Source organism: Erwinia sp. JH02, from assembly GCF_013074405.1.
Taxonomy (GTDB): domain Bacteria; phylum Pseudomonadota; class Gammaproteobacteria; order Enterobacterales; family Enterobacteriaceae; genus Erwinia; species Erwinia rhapontici.
On sequence record NZ_JABANZ010000013.1, the window covers coordinates 88114 to 109457 of the forward strand.

Genomic DNA, 21344 nt, shown 5'->3' on the forward strand with positions numbered 1-21344 from the left:
CGAGGCATGCCTCGACCCTACGACACAGGTGTTAATACGCAGGAGCGAGGCACGCTTCAATCCTGCCAACATCGTATTAATACCTAGGGGCGAGGCACACCTCGCCCTTGCTGACTACGACAACAATTCGAACGCAATCATACCGATAATTGCCCCAACGGTGCCGAGTATGGTTTCCATCAGCGTCCAGGTCTTCAGCGTCTGCCCTTCGGTTGCCCCCGTAAAGCGGCCAAACAGCCAGAAACCGGCATCATTGACGTGGCTACAGATAATTGAACCTCCGGCAATACAGATCGACAGCGCGGCCATCTGCGCACCGGAATAATGCAGCGGTTCAATCACGGGCATAATCAGGCCCACCGCTGTTAAACAGGCCACCGTTGCCGACCCCTGAATAATGCGCACGGCACCGGCCAGCACGAAGCAGGCCAACGCCACCGGCAAACCGGCCCCGGTCAGCGCATTACCCAGCGCCGGACCCACACCGGAATCCACCAGTACCTGTTTGAACACGCCCCCGGCACCAATCACCAGCAGAATAATCCCCGCAGGCTGTAACGCCGCACCGCAAATCTCCATCACGCGCTCTTTATCCATGCCCTGACGGTATGCCAGACCATAAATCGCCACCAGGCAGGCGAGCAGGATGGCGGTAAACGGATGACCGATAAACTCCAGCCACTCGTACAGCGTAGAGCCAGGCGTGGTAAAGCGGGCGCCAACAGTTTTCAGCCCCACCAGCAGCAGGGGAAACAGGATCAGCGACAGACTGAAGCCAAACGAGGGCAGTTTGCTCTCATCAAATTCAGGATGATCGCCTTCCGCGGGGATACCAAAAGTCACATGCTGGCTGATGAAACGGCCAAACAGCGGTCCGGCAATCAGCATTCCCGGAATGGCGGCACACAGGCCCAACAGAATCATCCAACCGAAATCAGCATGCATCTGCGAAGCCAGCAGCATCGGCGCTGGCCCGGGCAGCAGAAACGCCGCCGCAGCGGCCACCCCGGCAAACAGCGGGATAACCAGCTTCACCAGGTTATCGCCGGTACGGCGCGCAACCGCAAAGGCAATGCTGATTAACAGCACCACGGCCACCTCAAAGAACAGCGGCAGGGCACAAATCAGCCCGGCAATCCCCATCGCATAATGGGCACGGCTTTCACCAAAGGTTTTCAACATACGGATGGCGATCTGATCGACCGCGCCCGTTTCATGCAGAATTTTGCCAAACATCGCGCCCAGCGCAACCACGATGGCGAGGAAGCCGAGCGTACCGCCCATGCCCTTTTCCATCGTGGTGGCAATTTTATCCAGCGGCATCCCGGAGAACAGACCTGCGCCAATAGACACTAACATCAGCGCCACAAAGGCGTGCATCCTTGCCTTCATCACTAAAAACAGCAACAGCAAAACCGAGCCCGCCGCCGTTAACACCAGTGTTGCAGTACTCATTACACCCTACTTATTTTTTTCTGTCGCACCGTCAATGGTTTTGAGTGTTGCCGCAACAACGTCATCAAGTGACTGATTAATATCGACGACCAGCACATCATCTTCATCGCTGCCCGGCTCTTCCAGCGTGGCAAATTGTGTCACCAGCATCTGCGGTTTGAAGAAGTGCCCCTTGCGTGCACGCAAACGCGACTCAATGGTATCGAAGTCACCCTTCAGATAGACGAATGAGAGGTTGCTGTTACCTTTGCGCAGAATATCGCGATAACTTTTTTTCAGTGCCGAACAAACAATCAGTGACACATCGTTGGTGCGCTGCATGGCGAATGCCGCATCGTTGATCGACTCCAGCCACGGACGACGATCGTCATCATTCAGTGGATGGCCTTCAGACATTTTTTCAATGTTGGCGCGTGGGTGCAGAAAATCACCATCGAGGAAGGCCGCCTTCAGTTGATGCGCAACGGCATTGGCAACGGCAGATTTGCCGCTTCCGGATACACCCATCAGTACGAAGACGTGATTAGGCGATGAATGAGTGGTCATTGTTTTGGCTCCGGCAGAGAGGTAGCAGATGTGTTCGGTTATTTGTTATCGGTAACATTGTCTGGATGTGCAGTGAGTATGGCAACAGCCACGGCGGAAAAAGCTGGTAAATGTGAGGTGGTTCAAAAAAATGACAGATTCAGACGGAGAGAGGCACAAAGGGGTAAGTCGATGGAGGCGTAGGGGTCGGGCAGGCCCGACCTGTATTAAATACTCCCGCCCGCCAGAATCGTAAAGCCGACATCCACCGGTGCCGTATCCACGTTTTCACCGCGAATACGCGCCAGCAACAGCGCTGCAGATTCATGCCCCATACGCTCACGCGGCGTCTGCACCGTCGCCAGCGACGGGTTAACCACATGAGCAATATCGTGGCCGTGGAAACCGGCAATCGCCATCTGTTGCGGCACTTGCAGCCCCTGACGCTGGCACTCAAACATTGCACCGACCGCCAGGTCGTCATTGGTACAAAACAGGCTGTCAGTCTGCGGATAGCGCTTCTGCGCTTCGCACATCAGCATCGCACCGGCGGAAAACGACGATGCCGCTTCCATCATCACGCAGCGAGGCTCCAGCCCGGCTTCCTGCATCGCCAGGCGATAGCCCTGCTCTTTTTGCAGGGTGCGTTCATCCAGGCGTGCGCCGAGATACACCGTATGACGATGGCCTTTTTGCAAAATGGCATGGGTCATCTGGCGGGCCGCTTCGACATTATCAAACCCGACCGCCATATCGAGGCACGGCGAGATGCAGTCCATCATCTCAATCACCGGGATGCCGGCGGTTTCAATCATGCGCAGGCTGGCAGCAGTATGGGTGCGTTCGGTGAGGATCAGGCCATCAATGTTCCAGCCCAGCAGCGAGCGCAGCTGTAGCTCTTCTTTTTCAGCGCTGTAGCCAAAATGACCCAGCAGCGTCTGGTAACCCGCTGCATCGGTCACCGCTTCAATGCCGCGCAATACATCGGCAAAGACCTGGTTAGTCAATGAGGGAAGTAATACGCCAATCGCCCGACTGGTGGCATTAGAGAGCATATCGGGGGCGCGATTAGGGATATAACCCAGCTCATCCAGCGCGGCAGCGATCTTGCCCTGCAACGCGGCAGAAACCTGATCGGGATGACGCAGATAGCGGCTAACGGTCATTTTAGTGATGCCTACGCGATCGGCAACATCCTGTAGTACCGGTCTTTTTTTCTTCATCTGGCTTCAACGAATAGGAACGAGTTGAGCTGAGTGTAACAAAGATAGGGATAAAAAAGAGGAAGGGTGCGGTAAACCGCACCCAAAATGTGACAGGGAGAACACTTAGACCGGTGGCAGGTCGAACAACAGGATTTCGGCATCGCTGCTGGCAACAATCGCCAGGGATTTTTCATCCCAGATGGCAAACGCGTCAGACGTTGTTGCCGCTTCACCGTTGACGGTAACCGCCCCTTTCACCACCTGGATCCAGATACGACGACCCTCTTCCACCTCTACGCTACCCTGCTCAGCGGATTTCAGCGCCCAACGGGACAGCGTCATATCCTGGAACACCTTCAGCGAACCCTCACGGGCATCCGGTGACAGCACCAGCTGGCGTCCCTGCACATCGTCGAAGCGGCGCTGCGCGTAACGTGGCTCAAGACCGGTTTTTTCCGGGATGATCCAGATCTGGTACAGATGCAGCGGTACATCTTTGCTGGCGTTGTACTCAGAGTGACGGACCCCGGTACCGGCGCTCATAATCTGGAATTCACCCGCCGGGATCTGCTCTTTGTTGCCCATGCTGTCTTTGTGTTCAACCGTACCGGACAGCACGTAAGTCAGGATTTCCATATCTTTATGAGGATGCGTACCAAATCCCTGACCACCATCAATCACATCTTCGTTAATCACTCGCAGTGCCGAGAAGCCCATAAAATTGGCATCGTAGTAATCGGCAAAAGAGAAGGTGTGGTAACTGTCCAGCCAGCCATGATTTGCATGACCACGATCTTGTGCTTTGCGTAAGTAAATCATATTCAATTCTCCTCAACGTTTTGACACAGTCTGGACCTGTAGCGCTGTGGATGATAGCGGATAAAATTGTCTTCTCTGTTCAAAATATTCGATATAAATGCGCAGAAAGAAACAGGAGAATTGCAGATGTGCGGCGGAAGACAGGCAAAAAAAAAGCCAGCACCCGAGCTGGCTAAGAAATACTGAAGCAATGTGAGCAATGTCGTGCCTTCTCAGTCTGTGCCAGAGGCCTTCCTGAAAACGCATGACAATAATAATCATTATCATTCGCACTTGTAAAGCCATTTTCTGATTATTTTTTGCTTGATATGGCGATAAAAAACCCTGATTTTAAAGAGGATTATACAATCTACGGAGAGGGAAAATGAGTGAGATTATTGTTCGACATGTGCTTGCGGAAGATGCCACTGCCATTTATCAGTTGTACAGCCAGCCGGAAACCTATGCCGATACACTACAGCTCCCCCATCCCTCGCTAAAAAAGTGGCAGGAACGCATCGCCTCTGTGCCGGATGGCATGCAAATGCTGGTGGCCTGCAGGGGTGATGAAGTGGCTGGCCAGGTCACGCTGGAGGTCAACAATCGCGCCCGCCGCCGTCATACCGCCACGTTTGGCCTCGGGGTCGATGTCCGTTATCGCGGCCAGGGTGTGGCGAAAGCGATGATGCGTACGATCATCGATCTCTGTGATAACTGGCTGAACGTTGAGCGTATCGAACTCACGGTCTTTGCCGACAACCATGCCGCTATCGCGTTGTATGAACAATTTGGTTTTGAAACTGAAGGCTGCGCCCGGCGTTATGCATTACGCAATGGCCAGCAGGTTGATGCCCTCTACATGGCGCGCTTCCGGTCATAACTGGCGTGGTGCCAAAGCGAGCACTATCTTGCGGGGATGAGCTCAGTATGAGCCCTCCCCTGCATCATCAAATCCTGATCGTTTTCATTTTACCGCGACGCTCAATCTTGAGCACTAATTGCCCTGCCGGAGTGTCCGCCAGGGCAATACGGAGTTGATGAAGGCCTTCAGGCAGGACTTTACTGCCGTTAACTTCCACCAGCACATCCCCATTTTGCAGACCAAAGCGGGCCAGTGCGGTCGGGGAATGAGAAAAGAACTCAACCCGATGTGCGTAATAACGAACGGAAAGGATGCGCTGCGGTTCAGGCTCGTCGCGAGTAAAGTGTTGCTCCCGATAACAAAACAGCATTTTTTTCGGCATGAAAAGATAGCTATCAAAGCGGGCCAGAAAGTTCATCCCCAGACCATATGCTCCCTGTTTGTTCTCACGTACCAGCAGCTTACCCAGCGGCATCTGATTAAAACTTAAGCCTGTCAGTGAATACCCAACACTTACCGCCTGGCCAGTTAGCCCCAGAACGGGCTGATTGATGCCTGTCAGCACCGCGCTTTCAGGACGTTCGCGGCTTGCTTTAATCAGCTCATCACCGATGTAACTGTAATAAACGCCGGTATCAACCCGCATATGGACCGGGCGATTGTGATAGTCCAGCAACAATTCAGGCCCGGAATCATAGGCATCGCGGTAGGGAACACACACCGGGTAATCCAGCGTGCCGGGCGCTTGCTGCCAGACGCTGAGCTGCCCCTGTTGATTATCAACCTGCCACGCAAACTGGCGAAAAATATCCTGGCCTAAAATCCCGTCAATTTTCACACCGGTCACCTGAGTAAAGGCACTGAGATCCATCCCCAGCCACGGGGCACTGGCGGGCAACACGCGATCGCCAATAGCCAATGCCATCGGCTGCCAAAGCAGGAGTGCATCTGCAGGCAGCGGCCCACCCGGCGTCTGAAGACCTGCCGCCAGGATAGCCCGTTGCAACGCCGACACCTGGTCAACGGGAAGCCGATGCGTCAGCTCACTCGCCAGCGCATTATCAATCACCAGCGTACTGATGCCCGTATCCAGCAGGAAATGGTACTGCTTGCCGCTGATGGCCACCGGCACAATCAGAACATCGGGCCGCACGGGGCTCGTTAACACGGCCTGTGGGGCGGAGACAGGAATGCGGTCGGCCAGAGCCGATAATGATCCCGACAGCAGCGCAGCGGAAAAAATGATGGTCAGTGCAGAGTACTTCATAACCTTCCTTGTAGTGGATGCCCCATGTTCCAGTATTGGGGGCCCTGTGACGTTTACGTTTCTTCAATCTACGTTAAAAAGAGGACAAAACGAGATTTAAGCGTGCTAATTGTCGAGAAAAAGCAAAAAACACTGGATTGAACCCAACTCACTCATCCCCCTGTCACACTCACATTTGACACCTTTTTTTGAGGTTTTTTTGAGGTGATTCGTGCGTATTGTTAATGAAATGTAAGTGATAAGGTGGTCTGGAGCCATTTCCTCTGACGACCAACCCTACATAAATCAACAATAAAGGCAGTTTAATCATGAGCTTAAATATTAATCAGCAGTTTCACGGTAACGTCTATGTGGTCACGGGCAGCACTCAGGGACTGGGCGCTGCCGTTGCAAGATTACTGGCAGAACGCGGCGCGCGCGGGCTGATTCTTTGTGGCCGAAACCGCAAGGCCGGGGCGGCTCAAGAAGAGGCGTTACGGGCACTCGGCTGTGAAGCCTGGTTTGTCGCCGCCGATATCAGTGACCCACAAGCCTGCGAACAGGTGATTGCCGAAGCGGCAACGCGCTTCGGTACGCTGCATGGTCTGGTGAACTGTGCCGGAATGTCCGATCGTGGCACCATCCTCAATACGACCCCCGAACTTTTTGACGCCATCTTTGCCGTCAACGTCCGTGCGCCATTCTTTCTGATGCAGGCGGCGATCAAACTGATGATTGCCAACAAGGTGGAAGGCAGCATCGTCAATATTATCACCATGACCTCTCACGGCGGCCAGAGCTTCCTCACCACCTATGCCGCCTCAAAAGGCGCACTGGTTACGCTGACGAAAAACGTTGCTTTCAGCGCCATGCGCAACCGCATTCGCGTTAACGGCCTGAATATTGGCTGGATGGATACACCACACGAAGATGACATCCAGAAGCAGTATCACCAGGCGAGCGACGACTGGCTGGAAAAAGCCGAACGCGAGCAGCCCTTTGGCCGACTGTTGAAGCCCCGGGAAGTGGCCCGTGGCGTGGCATTTTTACTCTCTGAAGAGTCCGGGATGATGACCGGTGCCGTCATCGACTTTGATCAGAACGTGGTGGGCTGCGGTGATGATGGTGCACCACAGCCTCAGCAGATACTGGCCCTGTAAGGAGCGACCGATTATGAACGCAATCTATCTCAATGAAGCACAGCTTTCGCTGGATGATTTCGCCACCGTATCACAGCAGACCCTGCATCAACAGGATTACCCGCTGGCGCACGGCGCACAACGGAATGTTTTGATTTATCAGGCTGAGTCGCTGATCAATGCCGCCCGTGACGATCGCCAGTCGGTGCTCAGTGAACTGCATCGGGCGCTCTCATCCGGGCCTGGCGTATTTGTTGTTAAAGGGCTGTACCGCGATCTGGCGGCCGTCGACCACAGCAGTCAGTTGTTTGAGGAGATCCTGCGTGATGAGGCGGCCTCCGGCGGCGGCGGCGATCATTTTGCCAGGGCGGGCAGCAATGGACGCATCTGGAATGCCCTGCAAAAAGTGGCAGAACGCGATGCCGATGCCTTTATCGATTACTACGGAAATCCCCTGCTGGCGCTGATCTGCGAAAGCTGGGTCGGGCCGGGCTATGAGATCACCGCACAGGTGAATCAGGTACGGCCGGGCGGTAAAGCACAGCAGCCACACCGCGATTATCATCTGGGTTTCCAGAGTAATGAGGTTGTGGCCCGCTTCCCGCTGCCTTTACAGATCCTGTCGCAGTATCTCACCCTGCAAGGCGCGGTAGCGCATACGGATATGCCGCTGGAATCTGGCCCAACCCAGTTGCTGCCCTTTTCCCATCAGTATGAGGGCGGGTATCTGGCCTGGCGCCAGCCCAAATTTATTGAATACTTCCAGCAGCATGCGATTCAGCTACCGCTGCAAAAAGGCGACGGGCTGTTCTTCAACCCGGCGCTGTTCCATGCGGCAGGTAATAACACCACGGCAGATCATATCCGCACGGCCAACCTGCTCCAGGTCTCTTCCAGCTTTGGCAAAACCATGGAGAAGGTCAACCACGTCAAAGTACTGCTGAGCCTCTATCCCGCTCTGCGTCAGCGCCAGCTGGAGACAGAACAGCGTCATGCGGTGATTGCCGCTGCGGCAGAGGGCTATTCGTTCCCGACCAATCTGGATACCGATCCACCGCTGGGCGGACTGGTGCCACAGACGCAGCAGGCGCTGCTGTTGCAGGCATTACAGGAGGGATGGTCGGAAGTGCACTTTGATCAGCAGTTAAGCGAGCACGTGCAGAAACGTCAGGCGTGATTTTCCGCGGGCCGACCTGTTGTTTCCTGGTCGGCCCGCATCACATCAATACCCCGCGGTTAAATCATCAATGGTGCGCGGATCTGACGCACCGTAACGCATCCCGTCCGGCCCCAGCATGATGCTCTGCGTGCTGCCCATGGCAGACATCACCTTCACATTCTGCCCCTTCTGGCTCAACAGTTTCAGTGTATCCGGGCTGAAGCCTTTCTCTACACGTAGCTGATCCGGTAACCATTGATGATGGAAGCGCGGCGCGTTGGTGGCTTCGGCGACGTTCATTCCGAAATCAATGCTGTTCACGACCATTTGCAGCACAGTAGTGATGATGCGGCTCCCGCCCGGACTGCCCGTTACCAGCCAGGTTTTCCCGTCTTTAGCGATAATGGTCGGCGACATGGAAGAGAGCGGGCGCTTGTAAGGCTGTACCGCATTGGCTTCACCGCCCACCAGCCCGTAAACGTTTGGCGTTCCCGGTTTCGCGGAGAAGTCGTCCATCTCATTATTCAGCAGAATGCCGCTGTTACCGGCGACAATTCCGCTGCCGAAATTGGTGTTCAACGTGTAGGTAACCGCTACCGCATTGCCGTCTTTATCCACCACCGAGAAGTGCGTGGTCTGATTGCTTTCATACGGGGCCAGCTTACCGGGTTTAATCTCCGCGGAAGGGCGCGCTTTGGCGACATCAATCTGCTGCGCCAGCGATTTAGCATACGCTTTGCTGGTCAGCGCCTGCCACGGCACCTTGACAAAATCCGGATCGCCCAGATATTCCGAGCGATCGGCATAGGCATATTTTTCTGCTTCCGCCATCACCTGAATGGCATCTGCGCTGCCAAATCCCATCTTCGCCAGGTCAAAGTTTTCCAGAATATTGAGGATCTGCACAATATGAATGCCGCCTGATGAGGGTGGCGGCATCGAGAAGACTTCATAGCCACGGTAGGTGCCGCTGATCGGCTTGCGCTCGATCGCACGGTAGTTCGCCAGGTCCGTTTTGCTGATAAGCCCACCGTGCTGCTGCATCTCGCCTGCGATCTCATCGGCAATTTTGCCTTTATAGAAGGCATCCGGTCCCTGCTGTGCAATCAGTTCGAGGCTGCGTGCCAGATTGCGTTGCACCAGCTTTTCGCCTTTGAGATAAGGCGTACCGTCGGCTTTAAAGAAGATGGCTTTACTGTTCGCATGCCCTACCAGCACCTCTTTACCGTAAACGTTCAGGTCATCCGCCAGCGAGTCGTTCACCACGATGCCTTTACGTGCCAGCTCAAGTGCCGGTTTGATTAAGGTACTCAGCGGCAGCGTGCCATATTTCTGACTGGCCAGTGAAAATCCTGCCACCGTTCCCGGCACGCCGGAGGCAAGATGGGAAGTCAGTGATTTTTTGCTGTCGGCGTTGCCCGCCGCATCCAGGAACATATCGCGGCTGGCGTGTACCGGAGCCATCTCGCGAAAATCAATCGAGGTGGTATTACCGGACGCGGTGCGCAACAGCATAAAACCCCCGCCGCCGAGATTCCCTGCCTGTGGATGCGTCACCGCCAGCGCATAACCCACGGCGATAGCCGCATCCACCGCATTTCCGCCCTGTTCGAGGATTTTCACCCCAACCTCTGTCGCCGTTGCATCCACCGAAGCGACCATACCGTGCTGCGCTTTCACCGGATGGAAGGTGTCCGCCCCAACCCCGTAAGAAACAGGCGGCGCAGTGGGAGCAGCACCTGCCCCCTGCCACACCAGTAACCCGGCTAACAGCGACCACGACAGGCGCTTCAGAGTAGCTTGTGTCATCATTGTTACATCCTTTAATTATATTTACGTTATGTTTGCCTTTGATAAATATGCACAAAAATGGATGAAAGGCGAATTTTAACGCAAATCAGGAACACTCCTGGCGTGCAGGGCTTGTTGCTGAAGTAGACTTAAGGCAGTAACACGGAGGAATAAAAATGAAAATGAAATGGTTAGTTATCTTTGCCGCCATTTTGCCGTTAACCGGTATGGCGAACATGCTGAGCAACAACAGCAATAACAGCAACCCACAACAGCCGGGCTACAATCCCAGCACGCAGCGTTTGCAGCAAAATATGCAGAACCAGCAGTCGCAGCAGAAGCTGAAACTCCAGCAGGATCAACAGCGTCAGCAGCAGGATTTGCAGCGGAAAATGCAGGAGCAGCGTGACAGTGCGGCCCAGCGCACCAAAGAGGGTCAGGTGAAACAGCTGCCACAGAATTGACGCTCAGGGCGAGGCATGCCTCGCCCCTACATAAATCCCATCAGTTCACACGATTCGTAGGGGGTCAGATATGCCTCGCACCTACATAAAACCGTACAGCGCGATGCCTCATCGGTCACACGATTTGTAGGGGGCGGGCATGCCTCGCACCTACATAAAACCGTACAGCGCGATGCCCAATCAATCACACGATTCGTAGGGGTCGGGCATGCCCGACCCGCTATTCAGCGGAAATCCGGTCCAATCACATCAATGCGGTCGGTGCAGATCGCATCCACGCCCCACTGCAACAGCTCACGCGCCCGATCCGGGTTATTGACCGTATACACCAGAATACGCAGCCCGGCCTGTTTCAGCAGTGCAACGCGCGCCTTATCCAGCAGCTTATGATTCAGGTGAATCGACACGCAGTCCAACGTGGTGGTCAGTGTCTGCCAGTTGTCATCCCACTCATCCAGCAGCAGCCCGCGTGGCAACTCCGGCGCCGCCTGTTGTGCCGCTTCCAGCGCCTGATACGAGAACGATGACAGCAGCGGCATCACCTGCCCTTGCCACATCACCCTTGCCGCCAGCGCCAGCACCCGCCCGGTTTCTGCATCCAGACCAGTGGTAGGTTTAATTTCGATATTCGCCATCAGACGATGCTGGCGGCAGCGTGCCGCGACATCAGCCAGCAGCGGCAGGCGCTCATCGGTGAATGCACTACCAAACCAGCTACCGGCATCCAACTGGACCAGCTTGTCCCACGGCAACAGCCCTGCCACACCCCAGCCGTTGCTGGTGCGGTCAAGGGTGTCATCATGCAGCAGGAAAATTTCACCGTCCTGCGACAGTTTGGCATCAAACTCAATCATCCGGTGTCCCAGTTGCGCACCGATATCGATAGCGGCCAGGGTATTTTCCGGCGCCAGTTTCCCGCCGCCGCGATGGGCAACAATGGGCGGGTATGGCCAGGTCTTATTCATTAGTCGATCCGTTGTCCATTAGGGTCAAAGAAGTGCAATGACTGCGGCGGCAGATGCAGCCACAGCGTGCTGCCCATCTCAGGTCGCACCGAATGCGGCAGGCGCACCACCAGTTTATTATTGCCCCAGCGACCGTGTGCCAGGTTATCCGCTCCCAGCATTTCCAGCGTATCCACCACCAGTGGAATGCCGCCGTCCTGCCGGGAGGAGAGTTCAATATGCTCCGGACGAACGCCCATCGTCAATGCGCGATCGGCCCATTTTGCCATCGGTACGCTCAGGGGAAGCGCCATACTGTCGCTGAGATTAAAACGTGAACCGTCAGCATTCACCTGCCCTTCCAACAGGTTCATCGCCGGGGAACCAATAAAGCTGGCGACAAAACGCGTGGCCGGGCGCTCATAAATTTCCACCGGCGTACCGAGCTGTTCCAGCACGCCTTTATTCATCACCATCACCCGCTGCGCCAGCGTCATCGCTTCTACCTGGTCATGGGTCACGTACAGACTGGTGGTGTTCAGACGACGATGCAGCTGCTGCAGCTCCAGACGCATCTGCACACGCAGCCGGGCATCCAGGTTAGACAACGGTTCATCAAACAGAAATACCGCTGGTTCCCGCACAATGGCGCGCCCCATCGCCACACGCTGGCGCTGCCCACCGGACAGCTCACGCGGGCGGCGTTTCAGCAGTGCCTCCAGCTCCAGGCTGCGTGCCGCCTCCAGCACGCGCTGGCGGATCTGTTCTTTGCCCATACCGCGAATTTTCAGGCCCCAGGCCATATTCTCTTCCACGCTCATATGCGGGTAGAGTGCATAGTTTTGGAATACCATCGCGATACCGCGATCTTTTGGCTCCTCTTCGGTCACACGGCGGGTATCAATATAGATATCTCCGCTGGTCACCCGTTCCAGCCCGGCCACCATGCGCAGCAGTGTCGATTTTCCACAGCCGCTTGGCCCGACCATCACCATAAACTCACCGTCGCGGATTGAGACATCCAGCGGCTGAATAATCGGGTTTATCCCATCGTAGGATTTCGTTACTGCCTGAAGTCTTACACCTGCCATCGTTATTTCTCACTCTCAACCAGACCGCGAACAAAGGCGCGCTGCATCACTAAAACAATCACTACCGGTGGGATCAGCGTGAGGATCATCGCCGCCATCACCAGGTTCCATTGGGTTGCCGCATCACCGGTGGCAATCATGCTGCGGATACCCGCGACTGCCGTCCCCAGTTTGCTGTCGCTGACAATCAGCAACGGCCACATGTACTGGTTCCAGCCGTAGATAAAGGTGATGACAAACAGCGCTGCCAGATTGGTTTTCGACAGCGGCAGTACGATGTCCCAGAAGAAGCGCATCGGGCTGGCACCATCAATACGTGCAGCCTCCATCAGTTCATCAGGCAGCGTCATAAAGAACTGACGGAACAGGAACGTGGCGGTGGCCGACGCCATCAGCGGCAGGGTTAACCCGCTGTAGCTATCAAGCATATTGAGGTCGGCGATCACATCCACCGTCGGGAAAATACGCACCTCAACCGGCAGCATCAGGGTGATAAAAATCATCCAGAAAAACAGGTTACGCAGCGGGAAGCGGAACCACACCAGCGCAAACGCCGACAGCATGGAGACGGTAATTTTTCCGGTGGTGATCGCCAACGCCATGATCAGGCTGTTAAACAGCATGGTGCTGAAGGGCGCGCTGTTTTGCCCCACGCCGTGGGTCCAGATACTGGAAATGTTATCCCACAGGTGCGTACCGGGGATGAGCGGCATCGGCACCTGAAACACCTGTTCCGTACTGAGAGTGGCGGCAATAAACGCCACATACAGCGGGAACAGCACGGTGAGGATACCGAGGCCCAGCAGGGTATGGCTGAAAATATCCAGCCCGCGTCGGTTTTCGATCATTGGTAGCGCACCTTCTTCTCGACATAGCGGAACTGAATCACCGTCAGAATAATCACCAGCACCATCAGCACCACGGACTGCGCAGAGGACGAGGAGAGATCCAGACCGGCAAAGCCTTCACGGTAAATTTTATAAATCAGCGTCGTCGTCGCCTGTACCGGGCCACCGCCCGTGGCGGCATCAATCACCGGGAAGGTATCAAAGAAGGCGTACACCAGATTGACGACCACCAGGAAGAAACCCACCGGGGCGATCAGCGGCAACGACAGGCTGAAGAAACGCCGCACCGGGCCTGCGCCGTCAATCGCGGCCGCCTCTACCAGGGATTTAGGAATAGACTGCAACGCGGCAAAGAAGAACAGGAAGTTGTAGCTCATTTGCTGCCAGATCGAGGCCAAAACGACCAGGAACATCGCCTGGCCGCTATTTTGCGCATGGTTCCAGCTGTAACCCAGCAGCCCTAAGAAATGGGTAATCAGACCGAGGCCCGGACTGAACAGAAACATCCACAGCACCGCCGCTACCGCAGGAGCCACCGCATAAGGCAGCAGCATCAGCGTCTGATAAAAGCGTTTAAGGCGCAGCACGTAGTCGACCAGCGCGGCAAACAGCAGTGACACCACCAGACCAATCACGGTGACCAGACCGCTGAATACCAGCGTGGTCCAGAAAGAATCAAGGTAGTAGCTGTCGCCAAACAGGCGAATAAAGTTTTCCAGCCCGACAAACGTGCTGGAGATGCCGAAAGGATCGACGTTTTGGACCGAGTACCACAGGGCTTCGCCCGCGGGCCAGAGGAAGAAAATGATCGTGATTAACAGCTGTGGCAGCACCAGCAGGTAGGGCAGTGCTTTGGCGCGAAATACGGGACGAGGTTGGGACATAAAGGTTTATCTCGTGCGAAAAACGTCACAGGGGCCGACCGCTGTTCTGGTCGGCCCTGATGGGCGGATCGGGGATCCACCCCTACATGCGTCAACGTTATTTGGTCTGTTGTTCGAAACGACGCAGCAGTTGATTACCCCGTTCAACGGCGCTATCCAGTGCCGCCTGCGGAGTTTTCTTGCCGGTCCAGACGCTTTCCAGCTCCTCATCCACCACGGTGCGGATCTGCGGCATATTGCCCAGACGCATCCCTTTGGTGAACGGCAGTGGATCTTTGTTCAGCATCTGACGTGTCGCAATGTCCGCACCCGGGTTCTTGTCATAGAAGCCCTGCTGTTTGGTCAGCTCATACGCGGCCGTGGTGATCGGCAGGTAACCGGTTTTCTGGTGCCATTCAGCAGCAATTTCTGGTTTCGCCAGGAACTGCATGAATTTGGCGACGCCTTTGTAGGTTTCTGCATCTTTGTTTTTCATGACCCACAGGCTGGCCCCACCGATGATGGCGTTCTGTGGCGCGTTCGGCACGGTTGCATCGTACGGCATCATGCCTACGCCGTAGTTGAACTTGGCGTGGCTACGAATATCCGCCAGCGAGCCGGAAGAGGCGGTAGTGATGGCACAATCGCCGTTATAGAACTTGGCGGTGGATTCATCTTTACGGCCGAAGTAGGTGAAATCACCCTTCTTGTTCATCTCTTCCAACAGGGCAATATGGCGAACCTGCGTCGGTTTGTTGAATTCCAGTACCGCGTCAGTGCCGTCAAAACCGTTGTTTTTGGTGGCAACGGGCAGACCATGCCAGGCGCTGAAGTTCTCAATCTGGATCCAGCCCTGCCAGCCGCTGGCGTAACCACAGGTCATGCCCGCTTTACGCAGTGCTTCCGTATATTTCGCCAGATCCTGCCAGGTTTTTGGCGGCTGCTCTGGGTCAAGGCCGGCTTTTTTGAAGGCGTCTTTGTTGTAGTACAGCACCGGGGTGGAACTGTTAAATGGCTGGGAAATCAGCTGGCCTTTCGAATCGCTGTAGTAGCCTGCCACCGCGGGCACAAACTGCTTCGGATCCATCGCAATGCCCGCGTTTTTAAACACTTCATTGACCGGAACAATCGCTTTCGATGCCATCATCGTGGCCGTACCGACTTCGTACACCTGCAAAATCGCTGGGGCTTTGCCAGAACGAATGGCAGCAATACCCGCTGACATGCTCTGCTCGTAGTTACCTTTGTAGGTTGGTACGATTTTATAGTCAGGGTTTTCTGCGTTAAAGCGGGTGGCCAGCGAGTTAACTTCTTCACCCAGCGCACCTTCCATTGAGTGCCAGAATGGGATCTCAGTGGCGGCCAGCGCATTGGCGCTAAGAGTCAGTCCCAGTACCACGCTAAGTGCGGTATGACGAAAGGCGATTGATGACATGTCGGTTTCCTGTACCCGGTGTTATAAGGCGCGTTATCGCGCATTCTTTGAGTCGGGAGGTAACATGACATGCGAAAATGACAGAAAAATAACGAAGTTATGACAGTGGGGTGACAGCGAGGTGACGGTCGGGGGTGCATTATTGATATCGGGCGAGGCATGCCGCGCCCCAACGGATAACGTAGGGGTCGGGCATGCCCGACCCGTTTTATTGGCATGCCCGCCCCGGACATTAACCGCCTAAATACGCACTACGTACCGCTTCATTGGCTAACAATGCAGCCCCGGTATCTTCCAGCACCACATGACCGTTTTCGAGCACGTAGCCCCGGTCGGCCAGCTTCAGCGCCTGGTTGGCATTCTGTTCAACGAGGAAAATCGTCATGCCTTCCTGACGCAGCTGTTCGATGGTGTCGAAAATCTGCTGGATAATGATCGGGGCCAGGCCCAGCGATGGCTCGTCCAGCAGCAACAGACGCGGCTGGCTCATCAGCGCACGGCCAATGGCCAGCATCTGCTGTTCACCGCCAGACATGGTGCCGGCACGCTGTACACGGCGCTCATAAAGACGGGGGAACAGCTCATACACACGTTTGATGCGCTGCTGATACTGCTGACGCTCGGCAAAGAAACCGCCCATTGCCAGATTCTCATCCACCGTCATACGCGAGAAGACGCGACGCCCTTCCGGCACAATGGCAATCGCCTCACGCATAATACGCGCCGTCTGCCAGTCGGTAATGTCTTTACCGTCGAAGGTAATTGACCCCTCGGTGGCACGCGGTTCCCCGCACAGCGTCCCGAGAATGGTGGTTTTACCCGCACCGTTCGCACCAATCAGGGTGACAATTTCGCCCTGATTAATATGCAGACTGACATTGTGCAACGCCTGTATTTTGCCGTAATGCGCACTGATATTATTCAGGGAAAGCATAGCCTGACTCATATTATGCTTCTCCCAGATAAGCACGGATCACGTCCGGGTTATTACGGATCTCATCCGGCGTACCGTTAGCCAGCGGCGTTCCCTGGTTGACCACGTAAATACGATCAGAAATACCCATTACCAGTTTCATATCATGTTCAATCAACAGTACCGAAACGTTGTGCTGGTTGCGCAGTTCCGCAATCAGCTCATCCAGTTCGTGAGTTTCTTTCGGGTTCAGGCCGGCTGCCGGTTCATCCAGCATCAGGATTTCCGGACGCGTCACCATGCAGCGGGCGATCTCAAGACGGCGTTGCTGCCCGTAAGCGAGGTTACCCGCCTGGCGGTTAGCCAGCGCCAGCAACCCGACACGGTCCAGCCAGGTGGCTGCGCGATCAAGCGCTTCGCTTTCCGCTTTGCGGAAGGCTGGCGTTTTCAACAGACCCGAGAACACGCCGCTTTTCAGGTGCTGATGCTGGGCAACCAGCAGGTTTTCAATCACCGTCATCTCGCGGAACAGGCGCACATGCTGGAAGGTACGGACAATCCCCATGCGTGCGATTTTCTGCCCGGGCAGACCCGCAAGCTGCTTGTCCCCCAGCGTGATGGAGCCACCCGTCGGGCGATAGAACCCCGTCAGGCAGTTAAACACCGTGGTTTTACCAGCGCCATTCGGGCCGATAAGCGAGACGATTTCCTGCGGGCGCAGCTCCAGTTCCACATTATTGACGGCCAGCAAACCACCAAAACGCATCATCAGGCCATTAACGGCTAACAGAGGCTGAGTCATGCCTGGTCTCCTTTTTCTGCCGTTTTCAACTTCAGATGCGGGCGCTTCATCGGCAACAGTCCCTGTGGACGCCAGATCATCATCAATACCATTAAGCCACCGAGCACCAGCATGCTGTACTCGTTAAGATCGCGCATCAGTTCACGTGACACCACCAGCAGGATCGCGGCAAGAATCACGGCAAACTGCGATCCCATGCCGCCCAGTACCACGATCGCCAGCACAAACGCCGACTCGGCAAAGGTGAAGGATTCCGGGCTGACAAAGCCCTGACGGGCGGCAAACAGGCAGCCAGCGAAACCGGCAAAGGCCGCACTGATGGTGAAGGCGGTCAGCTTGATGCGCGTTGGGCTGAGGCCCAGCGAGCGGCAGGCAATCTCATCTTCACGCAGGGCTTCCCACGCGCGCCCCAGTGGCATACGCAGCAGACGGTTGATCACAAACAGCGTGATCACCACCAGCAGCAGCGCCACCATATACAGGAAGATAATACGGTCGCTCGGGTCATACTTCAGGCCGAAGAAGTTATGGAACGTATCCCAACCGCCGTCACGTGCGCTGCGGTTAAACTCCAACCCAAAGAGAGAAGGTTTCGGGATCTGGCTGATGCCGTTCGGGCCACCGGTAATCTCTGTATTGTTCAGCAGCAGAATGCGCACGATTTCACCGAAACCGAGGGTAACAATCGCCAGATAGTCACCGCGCAGACGCAGTACCGGGAAGCCCAGCAGCAGACCAAACGCCGCAGCGACCAGACCTGCCAGCGGCAGGCTTTCCCAGAACCCCAGGCCATAGTAGTGGTTGAGCAGCGCAAAGGTGTAGGCACCGATGGCATAAAAACCGCCATAACCCAGCACCAGCAACCCCGACAGCCCCACCACTACGTTCAGGCCAAGGCCCAACATGACGTAAATCAGCGTCAGTGTGGCGATATCCACCGTGCCGCGTGACACCAGGAACGGCCACACGGCGGCGGCAACAATTAAAGCCAGCAGGAACAGTTTTTGCTTCGGGGTTGAACCATCAATCCCCGGCAGGACCAGCGACGGGCCGGAGACTTTTTTCAGGCTGCTCTGCACCAGCGGGCGCAGCAGCTGGAACAGAAACACCACACCACAACCCAGCGCAATCCAGTTCCAGCGCACGTTGCCCGCGTTATTAACCACCAGTTTGGTGCCATCAAGATCCAGCCGCATGCCCATAAAGAATGCCGCCAACACCAACAGCATCAGCGATGAGACAAGGGCGTTAAGCAGGTTGAGCTTTTTCATACTTTCTCAACCTCCGGACGACCCAGAATACCGGTAGGCATCACCAGCAGCACCACAATCAGCAGCGCGAACGACACCACATCTTTATATTCCGTGCTGAGGTAGGCCGAGGTCAGGGCTTCTGCAATCCCCAGAATCAGACCACCAATCATCGCACCAGGAATACTCCCGATGCCACCCAGTACGGCAGCGGTGAAGGCTTTCATCCCGGCCATAAAACCGATATAAGGGCTGATCACGCCGTAGAACTGGCCCAGCAGCACGCCGGCCACCGCCGCCATTGCCGCACCAATCACGAAGGTCAGTGAGATCACCCGGTCGGTGTTAATGCCCAGCAGGCTGGCCATTTTCAGATCTTCAGCACAGGCGCGACAGGCACGGCCCATACGTGAGTAGCGGATAAATATCGTCAGCGCCAGCATGGCGAGGAACGTCACGCTCCAGATCACGATCTGCATGGTGGAAATGGTCGCTGCAAAGCCATTGCTTTCGCCAATCGTCCACTGTCCGGTCACCAGACTTGGCAGCGCGAGATCGCGCGAGCCCTGGGTCAGGCTGACGTAGTTTTGTAAGAAGATTGACATCCCGATGGCGGAGATCAGGGCAATCAATCGCTTCGACGATCGCACTGGCTTATACGCCACGCGCTCAATGCTCCAGCCATAACAGGAGGCGATCACCACGGCGACAACGAAGCCGCTGCCAATCAGCAGCCAGCTGGCATCAATCCCCATCATCATCAATGCGGCGATGACGATGAACGAGACGTAGCTGCCGATCATATACACTTCGCCGTGGGCAAAGTTAATCATGCCGATGATGCCGTACACCATGGTGTAACCAATGGCGATCAGCGCATAGGTGCTGCCCAACGTCACACCGTTGAACATTTGCTGCAAGAAATAGAGAAACTGCTCGGACATACCTTAATACCTTACGAATCCACCTGCACAGCGGGTGCAGGTGGATGAAAACGACAAAGGGCCGGGCATGCCCGGCCCCTACGGGGATGCGCTGAGCTACCCCAAGGATACCCGTTATTCCGGGGATTCACCGGGTTACCCCACGGATCTGCATTATTCCGTAGGGGCCAGGCACGCCTGACCCGCAGCCTGGTTTATTTCACGGCAGTGGAAGAGCCGTCAGCGTGCCACTTGAATACACCAAACTCGAAGCCTTTCAGATCGCCCTTCTCATCCCAGTTGAGGTCACCCATCACCGTTGGTACTGCTGCGCCTTCTTTCAGGTTTTTCACGATAGCTTCCGGCTCTGCGCTCTTGCTGCGCTCCATACCGGCGGCCAGTGACTGCAAGGCAGCGTAGGTTGTCCAGACGAATGGACCTGTAGAGTCTTCTTTTTTCGCTTTCAGCGCATCAACGATAGGTTTGTTGGCAGGCACCTGGTCATAACGTTTTGGCAGCGTCACCAGCATCCCTTCGGAAGCCGCACCCGCGATGTTCGACAGGGAAGCGTTACCCACACCTTCCGGGCCCATAAACTGGGTTTTCAGACCGGCCGCACGTGCCTGGCGCAGGATCTGACCCATTTCCGGGTGGTAACCGCCAAAATAGACGAAGTCGACGTTGTCTTTCTTCAAACGCGCCACCAGCGTAGAGAAATCTTTGTCGCCTGCGGTCACACCTTCAAACAGCACCACGTTGCCGCCCGCTTTTTTCAGGCTGTCCTGTACGGAACGCGCCAGGCCTTCACCGTACTGCTGCTTATCGTGAACCACGGCAATACGCTGCGGTTTAATCTCGCTCAGGATGTATTTTGCGGCGGTCGGACCCTGGTCAGAGTCAAGACCGGTCGTACGCATAATCAGCTTATAGCCACGGCTGGTCAGGTCTGGTGCGGTTGCTGCCGGGGTAATCATCAGCACACCTTCATCTTCATAGATATCAGAAGCAGGCTGGGTAGAAGAAGAGCACAGGTGGCCGATGACGTAACGGATACCGTCGTTAATCACTTTGTTGGCGACTGCAACCGCCTGCTTAGGATCGCAAACGTCGTCATACTTCACTGCGACCAGTTTGTCGCCGTTAACACCGCCTTTAGCGTTGATATCGGCAATGGCCTGCTGCGCACCTGTCCACTGCATGTCGCCATACTGGGCCACCGGGCCGGACATCGCACCCACGATGGCCACTTTGATGTCTTTTGCCATTGCTGCATGGCTCATTGCCAGGGCAACACAGCCCGCCAGGAACGCACTACCTTTACTCATTTTCATCCGAACTACCCCATCTGTTGTGGTTACTATTTATTATGTGCCGTGTAATCAGCGATAAACGCTTAACTAAGAACGAGTTAGAGTGATTACCGGCATTTTTTATGAATAAGGCTTTAAATTTCAGGTTATTAAACAGGAATATTCTGCTGTAAATCAACTGACATATTCAGTAAATAGCGGGAGCCACAGGACAATTCACTAACACGAACGGTGGCATTTTAGCCGAATACCCAGGAGTTTATGCTGGCTGATAAATCATCAACAATGATTTACTCGGCATATAGGACAGAGACTCAACAC

The 21344-nt window shown here is 55.3% G+C and carries 20 protein-coding genes; 4 read left to right on the forward strand and 16 right to left on the reverse strand.

The features are described 5' to 3' along the window. Positions 1-114 precede the first annotated feature (114 nt). The 4 genes from gntU to HHI26_RS22305 form a co-directional block, all read right to left on the reverse strand. Positions 115-1455: a gluconate transporter gene (gene gntU, locus HHI26_RS22290; protein ID WP_133846633.1), complete on the reverse strand. Its 1341-nt coding sequence runs from the start codon at positions 1453-1455 to the stop codon at positions 115-117. A 6-nt stretch (positions 1456-1461) separates the two neighbouring features. Beyond that, complete coding sequence (gene gntK, locus HHI26_RS22295) at positions 1462-2001, reverse strand: gluconokinase (protein WP_133846632.1); 540 nt, start codon at positions 1999-2001, stop codon at positions 1462-1464. Between the two features lie 206 nt (positions 2002-2207). Further along, complete coding sequence (gene gntR, locus HHI26_RS22300) at positions 2208-3203, reverse strand: gluconate operon transcriptional repressor GntR (protein WP_159337835.1); 996 nt, start codon at positions 3201-3203, stop codon at positions 2208-2210. A gap of 105 nt (positions 3204-3308) precedes the next feature. After that, the gene (locus HHI26_RS22305; protein ID WP_133846630.1) at positions 3309-4004 is read right to left on the reverse strand and encodes a pirin family protein; all 696 of its coding nucleotides are present in this window, start codon (positions 4002-4004) and stop codon (positions 3309-3311) included. A 364-nt stretch (positions 4005-4368) separates the two neighbouring features. Here HHI26_RS22305 and HHI26_RS22310 point away from each other — a divergent pair, with 364 nt between their 5' ends. Beyond that, a complete protein-coding gene (locus HHI26_RS22310; RefSeq protein ID WP_133846628.1) occupies positions 4369-4863 on the forward strand; it encodes a GNAT family N-acetyltransferase in 495 nt (164 codons plus the stop codon). Between the two features lie 67 nt (positions 4864-4930). Here HHI26_RS22310 and HHI26_RS22315 read toward each other — a convergent pair whose 3' ends face one another. Continuing rightward, a complete protein-coding gene (locus HHI26_RS22315) occupies positions 4931-6112 on the reverse strand; it encodes an aspartyl protease family protein (RefSeq protein WP_133846627.1) in 1182 nt (393 codons plus the stop codon). 308 nt (positions 6113-6420) lie between these two features. Between HHI26_RS22315 and HHI26_RS22320 the strand changes: the two genes are divergently transcribed. Together HHI26_RS22320 and HHI26_RS22325 are read left to right on the forward strand one after the other, a co-directional pair. Further along, positions 6421-7251 carry an SDR family oxidoreductase gene (locus HHI26_RS22320; protein ID WP_133846626.1) on the forward strand — a complete coding sequence of 277 codons (831 nt, stop codon included), beginning with the start codon at positions 6421-6423 and terminating at the stop codon, positions 7249-7251. Between the two features lie 13 nt (positions 7252-7264). After that, positions 7265-8407: a phytanoyl-CoA dioxygenase family protein gene (locus tag HHI26_RS22325; RefSeq protein ID WP_133846625.1), complete on the forward strand. Its 1143-nt coding sequence runs from the start codon at positions 7265-7267 to the stop codon at positions 8405-8407. A gap of 45 nt (positions 8408-8452) precedes the next feature. Here the strand turns inward: HHI26_RS22325 and ggt are convergent, their stop codons facing one another. Continuing rightward, entirely contained in the window at positions 8453-10201 is a 1749-nt protein-coding gene (gene ggt / locus HHI26_RS22330) for a gamma-glutamyltransferase (protein WP_133846624.1), read from the reverse strand. Between the two features lie 155 nt (positions 10202-10356). Here ggt and HHI26_RS22335 point away from each other — a divergent pair, with 155 nt between their 5' ends. Next, the gene (locus HHI26_RS22335) at positions 10357-10644 is read left to right on the forward strand and encodes a DUF2756 domain-containing protein (RefSeq protein WP_133846623.1); all 288 of its coding nucleotides are present in this window, start codon (positions 10357-10359) and stop codon (positions 10642-10644) included. 224 nt (positions 10645-10868) lie between these two features. On the opposite strand, the gene ugpQ is transcribed toward HHI26_RS22335, so the two are convergent. From ugpQ to HHI26_RS22385, 10 genes are all read right to left on the reverse strand, one after another. Beyond that, the gene (gene ugpQ / locus HHI26_RS22340; protein ID WP_133846622.1) at positions 10869-11609 is read right to left on the reverse strand and encodes a glycerophosphodiester phosphodiesterase; all 741 of its coding nucleotides are present in this window, start codon (positions 11607-11609) and stop codon (positions 10869-10871) included. Beyond that, positions 11609-12679, reverse strand: a complete 1071-nt coding sequence (locus tag HHI26_RS22345) for a sn-glycerol-3-phosphate import ATP-binding protein UgpC (protein WP_171149714.1) — start codon at positions 12677-12679, stop codon at positions 11609-11611. Before HHI26_RS22345 ends, ugpQ begins: the two co-directional genes overlap by 1 nt. 2 nt (positions 12680-12681) lie before the next feature. Next, positions 12682-13527 (reverse strand): sn-glycerol-3-phosphate ABC transporter permease UgpE, encoded by an 846-nt coding sequence (gene ugpE / locus HHI26_RS22350; RefSeq protein ID WP_133846620.1) that lies wholly within the window; start codon positions 13525-13527, stop codon positions 12682-12684. After that, a complete protein-coding gene (ugpA, locus tag HHI26_RS22355) occupies positions 13524-14411 on the reverse strand; it encodes a sn-glycerol-3-phosphate ABC transporter permease UgpA (RefSeq protein WP_133846619.1) in 888 nt (295 codons plus the stop codon). Before ugpA ends, ugpE begins: the two co-directional genes overlap by 4 nt. A 97-nt stretch (positions 14412-14508) precedes the next feature. After that, on the reverse strand, positions 14509-15825 hold the full coding sequence (gene ugpB / locus HHI26_RS22360; protein WP_133846618.1) for a sn-glycerol-3-phosphate ABC transporter substrate-binding protein UgpB: 1317 nt from the start codon (positions 15823-15825) through the stop codon (positions 14509-14511). 232 nt (positions 15826-16057) lie between these two features. Then, on the reverse strand, positions 16058-16771 hold the full coding sequence (livF, locus tag HHI26_RS22365; protein WP_062747708.1) for a high-affinity branched-chain amino acid ABC transporter ATP-binding protein LivF: 714 nt from the start codon (positions 16769-16771) through the stop codon (positions 16058-16060). Position 16772: 1 nt separating this feature from the next. Continuing rightward, the gene (livG, locus tag HHI26_RS22370; RefSeq protein ID WP_133846617.1) at positions 16773-17540 is read right to left on the reverse strand and encodes a high-affinity branched-chain amino acid ABC transporter ATP-binding protein LivG; all 768 of its coding nucleotides are present in this window, start codon (positions 17538-17540) and stop codon (positions 16773-16775) included. Further along, positions 17537-18811 carry a high-affinity branched-chain amino acid ABC transporter permease LivM gene (locus HHI26_RS22375; RefSeq protein WP_133846616.1) on the reverse strand — a complete coding sequence of 425 codons (1275 nt, stop codon included), beginning with the start codon at positions 18809-18811 and terminating at the stop codon, positions 17537-17539. Before HHI26_RS22375 ends, livG begins: the two co-directional genes overlap by 4 nt. Then, complete coding sequence (gene livH, locus HHI26_RS22380) at positions 18808-19734, reverse strand: high-affinity branched-chain amino acid ABC transporter permease LivH (protein ID WP_133846615.1); 927 nt, start codon at positions 19732-19734, stop codon at positions 18808-18810. Before livH ends, HHI26_RS22375 begins: the two co-directional genes overlap by 4 nt. A 194-nt stretch (positions 19735-19928) precedes the next feature. Next, a complete protein-coding gene (locus tag HHI26_RS22385) occupies positions 19929-21044 on the reverse strand; it encodes a branched-chain amino acid ABC transporter substrate-binding protein (protein ID WP_133846614.1) in 1116 nt (371 codons plus the stop codon). Positions 21045-21344: the final 300 nt, after the last annotated feature.

Bases quoted from the DNA above. Each gene is read 5' to 3' on its own strand.
- ugpB (WP_133846618.1), bottom strand. From the start codon at position 15,825: ATGTCATCAATCGCCTTTCGTCATACCGCACTTAGCGTGGTACTGGGA.
- gntK (WP_133846632.1), bottom strand. From the start codon at position 2,001: ATGACCACTCATTCATCGCCTAATCACGTCTTCGTACTGATGGGTGTA.
- HHI26_RS22310 (WP_133846628.1), top strand. From the start codon at position 4,369: ATGAGTGAGATTATTGTTCGACATGTGCTTGCGGAAGATGCCACTGCC.
- HHI26_RS22305 (WP_133846630.1), bottom strand. From the start codon at position 4,004: ATGATTTACTTACGCAAAGCACAAGATCGTGGTCATGCAAATCATGGC.
- ugpE (WP_133846620.1), bottom strand. From the start codon at position 13,527: ATGATCGAAAACCGACGCGGGCTGGATATTTTCAGCCATACCCTGCTG.
- ugpQ (WP_133846622.1), bottom strand. From the start codon at position 11,609: ATGAATAAGACCTGGCCATACCCGCCCATTGTTGCCCATCGCGGCGGC.
- HHI26_RS22335 (WP_133846623.1), top strand. From the start codon at position 10,357: ATGAAAATGAAATGGTTAGTTATCTTTGCCGCCATTTTGCCGTTAACC.
- ugpA (WP_133846619.1), bottom strand. From the start codon at position 14,411: ATGTCCCAACCTCGTCCCGTATTTCGCGCCAAAGCACTGCCCTACCTG.
- HHI26_RS22315 (WP_133846627.1), bottom strand. From the start codon at position 6,112: ATGAAGTACTCTGCACTGACCATCATTTTTTCCGCTGCGCTGCTGTCG.
- ggt (WP_133846624.1), bottom strand. From the start codon at position 10,201: ATGATGACACAAGCTACTCTGAAGCGCCTGTCGTGGTCGCTGTTAGCC.
- gntR (WP_159337835.1), bottom strand. From the start codon at position 3,203: ATGAAGAAAAAAAGACCGGTACTACAGGATGTTGCCGATCGCGTAGGC.
- livG (WP_133846617.1), bottom strand. From the start codon at position 17,540: ATGACTCAGCCTCTGTTAGCCGTTAATGGCCTGATGATGCGTTTTGGT.
- HHI26_RS22320 (WP_133846626.1), top strand. From the start codon at position 6,421: ATGAGCTTAAATATTAATCAGCAGTTTCACGGTAACGTCTATGTGGTC.
- livH (WP_133846615.1), bottom strand. From the start codon at position 19,734: ATGTCCGAGCAGTTTCTCTATTTCTTGCAGCAAATGTTCAACGGTGTG.
- livF (WP_062747708.1), bottom strand. From the start codon at position 16,771: ATGAGTCAGGCTATGCTTTCCCTGAATAATATCAGTGCGCATTACGGC.
- HHI26_RS22385 (WP_133846614.1), bottom strand. From the start codon at position 21,044: ATGAAAATGAGTAAAGGTAGTGCGTTCCTGGCGGGCTGTGTTGCCCTG.
- HHI26_RS22345 (WP_171149714.1), bottom strand. From the start codon at position 12,679: ATGGCAGGTGTAAGACTTCAGGCAGTAACGAAATCCTACGATGGGATA.
- HHI26_RS22375 (WP_133846616.1), bottom strand. From the start codon at position 18,811: ATGAAAAAGCTCAACCTGCTTAACGCCCTTGTCTCATCGCTGATGCTG.
- HHI26_RS22325 (WP_133846625.1), top strand. From the start codon at position 7,265: ATGAACGCAATCTATCTCAATGAAGCACAGCTTTCGCTGGATGATTTC.
- gntU (WP_133846633.1), bottom strand. From the start codon at position 1,455: ATGAGTACTGCAACACTGGTGTTAACGGCGGCGGGCTCGGTTTTGCTG.